6 protein-coding genes and 1 pseudogene are annotated in these 13,235 nt (G+C 46.3%); 2 read left to right on the forward strand and 5 right to left on the reverse strand.

Annotated elements, in window-relative coordinates:
• Nucleotides 1–112: 112 nt before the first annotated feature.
• The 3 genes from AC1DSE_RS08515 to AC1DSE_RS08525 all read right to left on the reverse strand — a co-directional run bounded on the left by AC1DSE_RS08515 (nt 113) and on the right by AC1DSE_RS08525 (nt 10,453).
• Complete coding sequence (locus AC1DSE_RS08515) at nt 113–8,314, reverse strand: immunoglobulin-like domain-containing protein (RefSeq protein WP_477527584.1); 8,202 nt, start codon at nt 8,312–8,314, stop codon at nt 113–115.
• An 851-nt stretch (nt 8,315–9,165) separates the two neighbouring features.
• Nucleotides 9,166–9,642: a DUF4367 domain-containing protein gene (locus tag AC1DSE_RS08520; protein WP_477527585.1), complete on the reverse strand. Its 477-nt coding sequence runs from the start codon at nt 9,640–9,642 to the stop codon at nt 9,166–9,168.
• A 196-nt stretch (nt 9,643–9,838) separates the two neighbouring features.
• The gene (locus AC1DSE_RS08525) at nt 9,839–10,453 is read right to left on the reverse strand and encodes a sigma-70 family RNA polymerase sigma factor (RefSeq protein WP_441880831.1); all 615 of its coding nucleotides are present in this window, start codon (nt 10,451–10,453) and stop codon (nt 9,839–9,841) included.
• A gap of 166 nt (nt 10,454–10,619) precedes the next feature.
• Here AC1DSE_RS08525 and AC1DSE_RS08530 point away from each other — a divergent pair, with 166 nt between their 5' ends.
• Both AC1DSE_RS08530 and AC1DSE_RS08535 read left to right on the forward strand, forming a co-directional pair.
• On the forward strand, nt 10,620–11,012 hold the full coding sequence (locus AC1DSE_RS08530) for a BlaI/MecI/CopY family transcriptional regulator (RefSeq protein ID WP_441880830.1): 393 nt from the start codon (nt 10,620–10,622) through the stop codon (nt 11,010–11,012).
• 2 nt (nt 11,013–11,014) lie between these two features.
• The gene (locus AC1DSE_RS08535; protein WP_477512584.1) at nt 11,015–12,658 is read left to right on the forward strand and encodes a M56 family metallopeptidase; all 1,644 of its coding nucleotides are present in this window, start codon (nt 11,015–11,017) and stop codon (nt 12,656–12,658) included.
• Between the two features lie 180 nt (nt 12,659–12,838).
• Here AC1DSE_RS08535 and AC1DSE_RS08540 read toward each other — a convergent pair.
• Nucleotides 12,839–13,093: pseudogene (locus AC1DSE_RS08540) on the reverse strand (DDE-type integrase/transposase/recombinase); the annotation flags it as partial.
• Nucleotides 13,084–13,235, reverse strand: a 152-nt coding sequence (locus AC1DSE_RS08545) for a helix-turn-helix domain-containing protein (RefSeq protein ID WP_477527586.1), incomplete at its 5' end; no start/stop codon positions are given. The pseudogene AC1DSE_RS08540 and the gene AC1DSE_RS08545, both read right to left, overlap by 10 nt.

Here is a 13,235-nt window from a genome sequence, read left to right on the forward strand (position 1 = left end):
CTAACCATACAAAGGCAAATAAAAAGGATGTCAGCCTTGGCTAATCGCCGCTGACATCCTCACTGATTAAGACTCTACGATCCTCTGGCAATAATTCTGCTGACTGATCTTTTTAATTCTCCTCCAGCTCCAAAATACGGAGCAGAATTGTAATTACTTCCGCTCTGGTTGCCACTGCATTGAAGTCAAACTTGCCGCCTTCCTTGCCCTGCATAATCCCTTTTGCAGCTACTGCGCCAATCGCGCCTTTTGCCCACTCTGGCAGTTTAGCATTGTCAGTAAAGTTTGCTGCTTTGTCCTTTTGGTCTTCCAGCTTCAACGAACGAGCAATCATAACCGCGAGTTCAGCGCGCGTCAAACCGCTATTTGGACGCAGCGTTCCATCCGCATAGCCGCTTAAAATCCCCGCTGATACAGCCTGCTCCAGCGCTTCTTTTGCCCATGGAGCAATGTCAGCTTCATCATTAAAGGCATGCTGCTTTCCATCACTTTGTACAGTCAATGCACGGGATAACATCACTGCAAATTCCGCACGGGTTACCGCAGCATTTGGCTTGAAGGTTTGATCCTTGTAGCCAACCACAAAACCTTTTGCCACTGCCTTACGAATCGCAGCTTCTGCCCAGTGTCCGGCAATATCCTTCAATTCAACCTGGTTCTCTTGATTTCCGCCGGTGTTGCCACCGTTGTTGTTACCGCCGTTATTTCCGCCGTTGTTGTTGTCAGGCGTTGTATCAACTACTGTAATCGTCAACACCTGCGGCTGTCCTGCGCTAAACTCAAACGTTAGCTTCGCAGTACCTTTTTGCAATTTCGCCAAGTAAGCCGTCGTAATCGTTATCTGATCGCTTTTCACAACATAATCAGTTCCAGCCTGCAGCAAGACACTGCCGTTCTTAATGGCTGTCAGTGTATTTCCTTTAAGCTCCAGCTTTATTGTTGCTGCTTGCTGCTTGTTAGGGTTCAGATCAAATTCAGCTGCAGCTGGGCTGATTTCGCTATCCTGAACGATAGGTTTGATTTTGTTAAGAAGATCCGTCTTCACTTCGCCGTCTGCCATAATCGTAACAAAGTTGCGAGCTATAGCGTTATCGGCAGCTAATCCAGACGCGAGAGCCTTTGAAACGGCAGCCCTTGCCGATGCTTCAAGCATTTCATTATATTTGCCTGCGCCTAACAGATATACGTCTGTAAATGAACTTGAATTTTTTAATTGTCCACTTTCAACTTCAAAGGTGGATCTGGTGCTGTCTGATTCACGCGAGCTGTCAGATTCATTGAGCATGATTGATATTCCGATTCTTCCGTTCGTGAGCTCCGATGCAGGATTATTATGAACGGTATTAAACGGAATCTTTAAATCGTAAATCGTCGTTTTCGTATCTTCATCTCTCGTAATCTTTGCTGCGATATCAGTAATCGGAGCAGTCGGTGCATTGGCGCCTGTGGGACGAGTCCATGCCCATATTACATCTTTGTTGTCATTGGTGAGCGCGAACCCCAATTCATTCCGTGTAGTACTGTTGGTTGCGGGATTGCGTAAATCAATGCCTAACTGCAAATTATCCTCTCTCCATATATTTCCTCCAGTTTGGCTATTGAAGTGCACGTCGTCTGTAACGACAATGTATGCGTATAAATTGCTGTCGTCCCATGCAAAATGCGATCCCACGCTGAGGTCTTGCGGACCATCCCACGTTCCCGAAGTGACATAATCTTTGGTGTCCATTACAAATGCCGGCGTTGCAGCACTCTTTGCCGGATTTTCAGCGCCTGCAGAACTTACCTTTTCGGCGTATGCCGCGTCAAATTTTGCCGTATAGGTGTATGCTTTTCCGTCATCGAGTTGAAGCTTGAATGTGATCAGACCTGCAGCATAATACGGTAAATCTACGGTTACGGATTCGCCTGCCGCAAGCGCGTTAAATGTAATGGGAGTGAAATCTTTAGCATAAGCAGCCGGGGATACAATTGTTAATGTTCCGGGTGCAGAGGCTCTTCCTCCGACATTATACTTAACGATGAATTGTTGTTTATCTCCGTTTTTGGTTAGGTTGAATACAAACGGTTCCGCCAATAAATCCGAGCCGTAAATGCCGTACGGATTGTCCGCTGGAGTGCTGTTTCTCAAACCGGATGCGTAATAATTGTTGCTAAGTTCTACCGATGTGCCGCTCTCGCGCAGCATGGCATACACATTATTATTCTGGCCGTTCTTGGACGGCTGGAAGTAAGAAGTGTATACATGCGCCTTACCGCCGTGGACATCAATACCCGGATTGTTGCCGGGCAGCTGAGTGAAGTTTGCTTGCTGTAAGCGAACGATACCGTTATTTACGATTGCTCCCGCTACGGTCGGGCTACCCCAGAACGCGCTGTTGTACAGGACAAGTTCAGCGTCTTGGTGGATTTTCGCGGTATTAGCTGCATCTCCCATTCTGACATACGCTCTATTCGGCTCCGTCGTGATGTTCGTATTAACCAATTCCGAGTTGATCGCGATTATTTTGGTGTGTTCGTCCGCGTCTTCCACATAGAGAGCGTACGTGGTTCCGTCCGAACCGTGGCCAATCATCGTCATTTTTCCTGGGTATGCGAATTCGCCGTTCCCCAGGTCTCTTTTCAGGAAGTGTATGCCGTATACCGAGCCGAAAACGAAATTGTTGAAAATCGTCTGGTCTTCCACATCCGCGAATTTGAGCGCACTCATGTATCTTTGTACGAAACCGTACAAATCGCCGGTAGGTGCCGAATATCCTTGGCCTCCCGGAAGTCTCAAAGCGTAATGCGGATTGAATTGCATATTTCTAATAAATCCGCCTTCCGCGCCTCCTCCGACCCAAATGCCTGCTCTGAGGAGCGTGCCTCCTAAATAATCAACATAGTGACCATCTGTTTTATAGGAAGCCAGATCTATCCCTTTATCCCCAATTGGGATCGTTAAATTGATTGYATATACGCCTGCGCCTTGTCCCTGTACCAAAAACGGAGTTTTTAGCGTTAGGTTAGGGTTGTCGAGATTGACGCTGGTTATATTTGTTTGCGTAATGTTAAGTCCTCTGAGCCCTGCGTTTGCCTTAAGCTGAATAAGAGAATTTCCATTTTCTCCCTCATTCCCGCCGGTGTACGCTGTAAAGATCGCCGTGCCGCCGCCTTGAGTATGATGCTGTACGTCCCATGTTCCTCTGAGTTCAACACCCTCGGGAACGATGACGGGATTATTCAGTCTATATCTTCCACCAGGTAAATAGATCGTGCCGCCACCGTGATTAGCTTTAATATAATCAAGAGCTTCCTGCAGCTTTGCAGATATATCCACGGTCGGTGCGTTGCCTGTTAACGAGCGCGGGAAGTCAAGTCTAAGCACTGCGCTTGATGTTGGTCTCGGGTGTACGTCAATATCTGTTTTTACGTCTTTCGGAATAGGTTCAAACAGATAATCAACATCATTAACGATTTGTACAGCGGTGTTATTACCGTCAGCCTTAACATCAAGTTCAAGGTTATCGATGTGAGCGGCAAGGTTAGCGCTCTCGATGTTAAGGTTATAACCTGAATTTACTGATTTGAATGTTCCGAAGTTTACTCCCAAATGTGCATGTTTGTCTGCCTGTTTGAAATTGCTCTGACTGACTAATGCGTTGCCTCGACCCAGGAAGTTCAGCGCATAATTGTCATATTCGTCAAACGTACTATCCTCAAAGGATATCACTCCGCCTCTGGCGTTGCTTACAATCGGACCTTTAAATGCAACTCCGTTGAATTGAACAGAAGTGTCGAAACGTTCGTTGAAATATACTGCTGTGTCGCCTCCGAATTCCGAGTTCGAGAGCAGCAGACCGAAACCGTTAACGTTGTCAATGTATATACCCGTTTGACTGTCTTCGATTTTTAATCCGTAGAACTGCGCGTTCGGTGCTTCGTCGCCGCCAGGTTCTCTTCCGATCCACATCCCCGTCTTATACCCGGAAATATTTAATCCCGAGACATATTCCCAATCTGATCGGTGCATCATGAATCCAGTAGCATTCGCTCTTGTGTACGCTCTCGCGTCCGATAGAGACGGTGCGCCGTCAAGACCTGAATTCGCCCAGTATTTCGGGTCAATGTCAACGTTCTCGATACGTCCGATATCTGTACAGGTGTGAACCACGATGCCCTTGTAGAGAGCCGTCATATTGCTGTTCACAACATAATGCATTTCGCTCGGCAGGGAAATGAATCCTCCCCAAGCGTTTACAAGAGTAACGTTATCAAGCGTCACGCTGTTTCCGGTTCTCTGATAGAACGTCCACGGATACGGAATTCCTTTGATGTCCTCAAATTCCCCTGTCTTCTGACCATCTGCGTTCCTCTTTTCAACAGTGGTTGTAGCATTAATATCTTGATTCGGATACCATACGGAAAGGTTTGTTACACCTGTGCCTTGTTCCATGTCTATGAATCTATCGGACACGTTAGCTACTTTTTTGCCGCCTGTCTGATTTTCTCTCTCGTCAGAGTCAACATACGTGTCATAATTGGCGGAGTTATGTCCGGCATAGACCGCGAGAATGGTTCCGTCGATTTTACCATCGTAATCGTCCGCATCCGGATTATCCCATTCGCCACGGAGCTGTACGCCTGCCCGCAAATTTAAAACCTGTTTATATTCGTAGGTTGTACTGCCTGTCGTGCTTTGAACGCTTATTGTGCCGGTAGTTTCCGTGTAGAACGCAAAGGTTCCCGCCGGAATATAGACTACGCCGCCGCCGTCATTATAAGCCGCATCAATCGCCGCCTGGAAAGCCTCTCTGTTATCAAAATCAACTAAGCCTTCCGCTTCTGCCATCTCTGCTGTTTTCGCACCAAAAGCGAGTACGTTAAAGTCCGATATCGCCAAATCTTTCGCATCGTGTTCCTGAACGATTGCCGCTCTCATGTGTTTTGCGTAATCATATCGATCCGGAACTGTGAGCACAAAGGTTTTAGTCTGGGTTACAGGAGCGGCTACCGGACCTCTTTTTATCGTCGCCGTGAGCGTTACCTCGCCTCCGCCGTCCGGACGGTTTGTCGGTATCACTCCTGCAGTGGTTATTAGGGTAGCAGCGGATGTCGTCCATGTAATATCCGTCATATTTTCACCCATGGACGGAAGAACTAAGTTCGTTGTCACATTAGTCTCAGAAGCATTCACGCCTTTGATTAAATCCCATGTCAGTTTATTCAGCATATCGTTTACCGCTTCCTCGTCGGTTCCGGTCCCTGTTCCGCGAACGACGATATTAAATGTTTTAACAACGGGTGTTGCCGTTCCTTTGCTTACTGTCGCCGTGAGTGTTACGGATGTATTCACTCCTTGACGAACTACTGCGCCGGTGTTGCTGTTGATCACCGTGTTATTGGCAGATGCCCACACAATGTTCGTACTTGCTGAACCCATCTTAGCTAGATTCAAATTGCTTTCAACCAGATCCTGTCTGGTATTCGTACCCTTGATCGCGTCCCAAGTCAGCGCGTCCGAAACAAGTTTTACCGCTTCTTCATCCGTTGGAGGAATTTCGGTTATTCGTATACTCTGTATGATTGCTCCGGCTGCACCGATCCGGAAGTGCGCGCCTTGATTTTGTGCTCCTATCGCAAAATTAACTCCGTTAAGCACACCCTTTGAAGTCACCCAAGCGTTTCCGCTTCCTGTGGCCGGAAGGCTCGCTGATCTATACGCTTCAAATCCAGAGAAACTGCCGGGATATATGGTGTTATACTGTAACGAAATACCGCCCGCTGCGCTCGGTCTCCAGTATGTGACCGCTAATTCAACCTTGTTTGCTTGCTTAAGCTTAAGGTCGTCTACAATGACGTACATAAAGTTGCCGATCTTCACAGCGTCTACGCCGCTTTGAGTGACTACATCCACTGCGGTACCGCCGTCTCCGATAAGACTGACGCCTATGCCGTTGCCTTGTAGTCCTTTGTACGGTCCAGCCGGATCTCCACCGTCGCCGAAACCGCTTCCAATGGTATCAACGGCATCAAATGATTCAGGATCGTTGAAGTCAATGAACACTTCAGCAAGTTCGTTAGTCGTACTGGCTACTGTCAAATTGAAAATTTTATGAACAGGTGCTGCATTACCTTTGGTTATTTTCGCCGTAAGGGTTACGGCTTTTCCTACGGCAGGGTCGCGAGTTACACTGCCAGTTGCGGTATCTATGATACCTGCCGGTTCAGCCGACCATACTATAGCCGTATCGTTCGCACCCGTTGCTTTAAGAATCAACCCCGTTCTTACTTCGGATTGAATAACATTCGAATTCCTGATTGTGTCCCATGTCAGCTTATTTGCTGCGTCCGATATTGCTTGATTGTCGTCAAGATGCTCCACTTTAACTCTCGAATGCGTTCCTGCGAAAGGATATTGCGTATTTTGAGCCGTGCGTGCGAATGTATAATAGATGTTGCCTGTTGGTTTTGTAAATGCCGCAGTATAAATTCCTGTACCCAGAGTACCCGTCGTCCAATCGCCGACCACAGGAGCGTTACCGGTGGTGTTGATCGCGAACTGCACAGCCTGACCGTTTGTTGGCGCTGCTGAAGATAACGTAACGTTGCCTGTTGTCTCAACAGCCTTGGGAATAGGTTTCGGCGAATCCACGGTATTCTGGAAACGCGGATTCTTGATATAGATGTCGCCTTGGGGCACGGATGACCATTGCATTTGCAATCTCCCCGCCTGTACCGTGTCCAAATGAACGGGATTGAAACCATTCGGAGAATTGGCTGCTGATAATTGCGCATAAACCGTAATCCATTCATTAACCTTTCCATTTTTGATTTCGTTAACATTAAGATTAAGACGCGAATTGGTGTCAAGATTGTTACCGCCACTTGCCATGGCGATCCAGTTATTGCCACTGAGCTTTAAAAGGTCCGAATGTGTAACATACATATCAAAAACAAAATATTGATTTGCATAAGCTGATAAATCCTGATTGCCGCTGCTGCTAACAAAGCGGGCATCCCAAAGCCGTTCAACGCCGGCGCCTATTTTTCCAGCGCCCAACTTAACCGCGTTATTTCCGTCCGGCGCAATAGCGCTGCTTGTTCCCTCTTCTATATTAGGAAAATACGTCGCAGCCCGGGCGTTGACCTCCGCCGGCACGGCTTTCACCGTCAAGGTAAACGTTTTTGTAGCACTTGCATTACCCTTGGTTATTGTCGCCGTGAGTACGACGGTTTTGTCTACTTCTCTATTCAATAAACGATTTACGCCTCCGGCGCTGCTTATTGCCGCATTGTCCGAAGACCATGCTACGTTAGTCGTTCCTATTGCTGTCGGAAGGCTAAGTTGTGATTTCACATCGTTATTCGAAGTATTACTGCCTTTAATCGCATCCCATGTCAGAGACGCCGCCGCCTCATTTACCAATGTTTGTTCGTCAATAGACGTTACCGTAATTCTTGAAGATGCGCCGATGAAGTTGTAGCTGTTGTCTGCTTTCGCCCGCGCGAATACATAATAAGTCTGCGCTGAAGGAAATGTGGCAAATTGATGAGAATAAACATTATCGTTTTTACTTCCATCCACCCACCCGGATGCGGGAGCGATCCCATCTTCGCTTATTGCGAATTCCACAGCTTGCCCGCTAGCCGGTGCGTTCGCAGTTACTGTTTTTGTTGCTACATCAAGTGCGGGAGCCGTTGACGGTGAAACCGGTACGCCTAGCGTACTTTTCTGGAAACGCGGGTTTTTTATGAAAACGTCAGTGCTAGGGACACTAGTATCCCATTGCAGATGCATGGCTAGTCTGGTCACCTTGTCTAACCAGGCGTCATTGAAACTCCCGGCTACGGCACTTGACGTCGATAACTTCGTATAGACCGTCGCCCATGTGCCCACTGCAGCATTTGTGACTCCGCTCAAATCAAGCTGGAGACGAGAATCGGCGTTGAACTTATCCGCAGCGGGATTACTGTCGCTTACGATGACGAGCCAGTTATTGCCTAGCATATTTTTAAAGCTCGCATTTGGAATATACATCTCGAAAACGAAGTATCCGTCCTTGTAAGCGGATACATCTTTTAGAGGCGCTACGCTTGGCGTGAAGAGGTTATCCCAAGGCCCTCCGCCCTTTGAGGTTCCGGTGTTTAAACTCCACGCTTTCTGTCCGTCTGGCGCATCGGCGTTTGTCGCCGTATTACCATCTGCGCCTGCATTTACGGTCAAAAGAGATACATCATCTCCCCATGCCGCGCTGACTGCCATAAGCGGAGAAAACAAAGTAAATAGCATCGCTGTCACAAGTAAAGATGCTAATAATCGTCTTTTTTTCATTCTCAAATTTCCTCCATATATCCTATTTTTAGGTTTTGAAGAGATCCCATAACTCTTTCAAACTTCTTCACTTAAATACTAAATTCAAAACTTTCTATGATTTTATGTAGTGCACAAAAAAAGTGATCCTTTACACCCAATATGAACCCCTCATGTGTGGCCTGACAACACTTTCCCGCTTTTATGCTGGCTGCCGCATCACCTCTACTATTCCATATGTCTAGTCTTGTAAATGCGATCCCGTCCACAATTGACCCGATGTTAGCGTTTTCACGAGCTCAAAAAAATAACAAGATTCAAAGAGCGATAAGCGTACGTGCAAATAACGTAATCTCACTACTTCTTTTAACCCTGTAATAAGTTCCCGGAACACGATTTGTATATTGGGGACTTATCTTATCATACGAGTGTTGCAATAAAGTTCCAATGAGGTAGTCTTATCCTTTATGGGGACAATATTAATTTAATGAAAACAGAACGCCGTCTCGCTATCATGTGGTATCGTCCCCAATCACAATTCAACTTGTAATTTTCGAATCAACCAGTTCGTCAACCCCTGCCCCCTCGTTCCAATGAACTGGCTCTACCGTAGATTGCATTCAATCTTGATTCCAATCCTAAATTTCATTTCCTCCTGTAATCTTATGAAGCAACTAGGCTTCACCAAAAAAACCACTTCAGATGAAGTGGTTTGAATTAATTGTTTGGAGGTGCCTAAGGCGACCCTCACCCCTGACCTCATATCTGCCAGTGATATGCTCTCTCGTGTGGGGCTATTACACTACCCCAATTTATCTAGCATTCGACGGGTGGGGCGTTCCATTCATTCACGATATACACGCATCAACTCATTAAGGCTCCACCGATTCGGCTACCTTCATAGCCTCGTCGCCCGAAATCGGACCGGACACGCCATACTGAATGCCGTCAACCACCCAGAACAGCTCTGTGAACTCGGCTTGCTCGAAAATTAAGCCGTCCGCTCCACCCACTTTGGTCTGTGTGAACAGGTCTGTCGGGAACGCTGCCGGCATGCGGCTCGCGCTGAACGTCACCGTCTTATCACCCGAACCGTATGTGAAGTTTAAATCTCTGAGCGGTTGGTCCTTCATTCCCACGCCGACGATCTCAGCCAGCTTGAAGCCTTCCGGGGCGACTTGAGGAACAAGCACACCGGAACCGAAAGCTGCTTTCGCTGCCTCCGCCGTTCCTAACGGAGTTGTAATCAATTGGGACAACTCCGAACCTGTGGCTCCTCCGTTTCCGGGCAGCACGATTTCCGACGAATTATCCGTTGGCGTCGGGACTGCGGCGGGCTCTTGCAGCATCGGCAATCCCGCCACTATGACGACTGCCGCGACCAGCGCTGCCGCTCCTGCAAGCCAGGCTTTCGGAAGAACGAATCGGCGGCGGCCTCTCGCTTCCGCGGCGGCTTGTTTCCTGATCTTCTGTTTAACGCTATCGCTCAATTCCATTTTAGAAAACAACATATCATCCGACTCCTTTTGCAAATGTTGACGTAAATTACGCTCCATGTCCGTCATCGGTTGTCTCCTCCTTGCGCATTTCCCGAGCCAACGCCTCGCGCGCCCGGTGCAGTCTGTTTCTCACGGTACCCTCGGGCGACGACGTCGCTTTCGCAATTTCCCGTGTGTCCAAGTCCAGATAATAATATAAATACAAAGCCTCCTGATACGGCAGAGGCAGACGCAGCATATGCCGCAAAATCTCGCTTTTCTGCAATCTTTTAAGCGCTTCTTCTTCTACGTTGAATATCCGTCCCCGCTCCATCAGGCTGGGATCGGTCGGCTGTTCCGTAAACATCCGCACGCCCATCTTGTCCCGGCAAACGTTGATAGCGATCGTCGTCAACCAGGTTTTAACCGCGCTATCTCCACGAAACGAGTTCCAGTTGCGATAAGCGCGAAGAAATACCTCCTGACTGATATCCTCGGCAAAATGCCGATCCCCGGTATAAAAATAAGCGGTGCGCATGATCGTCGAGCCAAAGCTTTCCATCAGCTGCTCTAGAGCTTGAGTGGGATCTTTCGGGAAATTTTCCTTATTATTCGAGCCGGCCGGCATCACTGAATCATCACCTCCACCTATTAGACGGCCTGAGCGCATTTTTCGCTGCATTGGATCTCCCACCTAGAGGTATTACACATCATAATTATTATTATTTTCGTCGTTATAGGAAGTGAATGGTACGAGATGTTCGTTGACACAATAGGACTACACGTGTAGTATATGATTTGTAGGCCTACAATTGTGATCCTTTTACATGTAACGGGAGGTTTCGAGTATGACAAAATTACCACAAATCACAGATGCAGAATGGGAAGTTATGAAAATCCTCTGGGCGAGGAAGGAATGTCCATCCAGCGAAATTGTTAAACAACTAACGGAAACAATGGACTGGAGTCCGAAGACGATTCGTACGCTGCTTAACCGTCTGGTGCAGAAAGAAGCGGTTGGAATCAACAAAGACGAATCTCGACGAGCCCAAATGTTTTATCCTTTGGTTTCAGAAAATGAGTATTTGCAAAGTGAAACAAAAAGTTTTTTGCAAAAATTGTACGGTGGAGCCATTAAACCGATGCTTGCGAACTTCCTTCAGGAGAAAAAACTGACGGAACAGGAAATCAATGAGCTGAAACAATTATTCGATGATAACAAATCGAAGACAGGCAAATAGCCATGACATATGTGCAGATGTATATGCAGTTTTTTTTCGACTGGGTGATTCGCGCTTCGTTGATGGCAAGTGTGCTGGTTGCTCTCATTGTCATGATCAAATGGATGCTCAGAAACAAGTTGCAGCCGAAGTGGCATTATCTCCTATGGTTTCCTGTTGTCATTCGGCTCGTATTGCCTTGGGCGCCAGAAAGCTCGTACAGCGTATACAATCTATTGCCAATGAAGCAGCAGTTGTCTAATGAATCCCTTTTAGGATCGCTCGATGATATTTCCAATCTTTATGAACGAAAGAATCAGTTGAAGAATAACGTGGATTCACCGAGCGAATGGACACTCAAAGATCCATCCGATGTCATAGTTCATTCCTCTGCGAATGTTCCTGAAAAACAAGTCCTTGCAAAGCAATCGTTTGTGGATCGATTATCCAAAATAACGCTGCGAGACATCCTGTTCATTGGTTGGTTGCTAGGGGTCATAATCTTGAGCCTTGTAACCCTTATAGCCAATATCAACGTGTATAGACGAATTAAAAACCAGCCCAATGTAACCCATCCGGCGGTATTACAAGTATTCGAGCAATGCAAGCGCCAAATGTCGGTCAAACAACCGATTCTTCTGACCGTAACAGATGCAGTGCCGAGTCCTGCGGTTTATGGGTTTATGAAACCAAGGATTTTATTATCCAGTTCGTTGATTCGTTCGATGGATGCCGATCATTTCCGTTATATTTTCAATCATGAACTGGCACATATCAAGCGCAGGGACGTTGCGATGAATTGGCTCATGCATGTTCTGGTTATTTTACATTGGTTTAATCCGATAATGTGGGTTGTCTACGCACGAATGCGAGCAGATCAAGAGGTAGCCTGTGATGCATTAGCCTTGTCCTACATCCATGCTGAACACAAAGCAGCTTACGGCCAGACGATCATTAATTTATTGGAGCATTATGCAGGAGCCCGGAGATATCCAAGTTTGGTCGGATTATCGGGTAATTACAAGCATCTCAAGAGGAGAATACTCATGATTAAACATTTCAAGAAAAATTCTATGCGCTTATCTGTATTAGGATTAGCAACGCTATTAACTGTCTGCTCATTCTCATTAGTAAATGCTCAAGGGAATACCCAATCAAATGAAACAGTGGAAGTGGCAAAGCTATCGAAGCCTGGAGGCGGCCAAATCCAAAGCCTGACAGTCAATACTGCAGAAGAAGCTACTCTCGTATTGCAGAAGTATTTTAACCTGACTGGATTTTCACTTATAAAAGATGAAAGAGAAACTGCCACTTATGTAACCGCAGACGACAGTATGCGTGTATGGGTTGGTCAAAATAATAAAATAATTGGTATTAACGATATGAAGGCAGCTAAAGAATCAAACAAAAGCAATGAAATACAAAAAGAACAATGGATTTCAATAGACCAAAGTAAAGAGAAAGCGACTCAATTGGCTCAACAATTCTTGGATGTTAGTGTTCAAGAAGTACAAATTACAACAACAGAACATAGCTACGCCAATGACTCACTTGTTTTATTTGAAATTAGACCTTCTTACGAGGGCAATCTTACTAGCGATGGCCGGTTTCTTATAACAGTGGACCGATCCACTGGAGATATTACAAATATTAACCCTTTTCTGTGAATGAGCTGAACGACTAGAGGCTATTAACTGCTACCGCAAGGCCTTAGGGCAACAAATGTACAATCGGATAACGATAGTTAAATAACCAGTGCAGCAGTCTGAACAAGACTCCATTTTGTAGACAATAAAAAAACCTATGCTGCATGGTCAACCCCGATTTTGTAGAAATTGAAAAAAGCCCTAGGAAACAAGCTGGCGACGGTACTCAACCGGAGTCAGCTTGTTAAATACCTTTTCAAACGTTTTTAAAACCAACGGATTTTCATTGTTGAAACTCATGTGATAAGCAATAATTTCAGTATTAAACAAATCCTTAATTACGGACAGGTAAATCTTCTGATCGAACACGCGGTACTGAGTAATATCCGTGACCCATTTCTGATTGGGTTTGTCGGCTGTAAAATCACGATTAAGTTTATTCTCCGCTACACGTCCTGCATACGGCGCCTTCTATTATCCATAAGCCTGTACTCTCCGAGTTGCTTGTATTTACGCATCCATACCTTAATCTGACCTTCATCTTCAATCCCCAATACCTTTATTATCTCCCTTTTTGTTTTGCCACCTAGCTYTAGCT

This window comes from Paenibacillus sp. 01L418 (assembly GCF_056400045.1).

Excerpts from the sequence above, each read along its gene's own strand:
- AC1DSE_RS08520 (WP_477527585.1), bottom strand. The coding sequence starts at position 9,642 with ATGCTGCAAGAGCCCGCCGCAGTCCCGACGCCAACGGATAATTCGTCG.
- AC1DSE_RS08530 (WP_441880830.1), top strand. The coding sequence starts at position 10,620 with ATGACAAAATTACCACAAATCACAGATGCAGAATGGGAAGTTATGAAA.
- AC1DSE_RS08525 (WP_441880831.1), bottom strand. The coding sequence starts at position 10,453 with ATGCAGCGAAAAATGCGCTCAGGCCGTCTAATAGGTGGAGGTGATGAT.
- AC1DSE_RS08535 (WP_477512584.1), top strand. The coding sequence starts at position 11,015 with ATGACATATGTGCAGATGTATATGCAGTTTTTTTTCGACTGGGTGATT.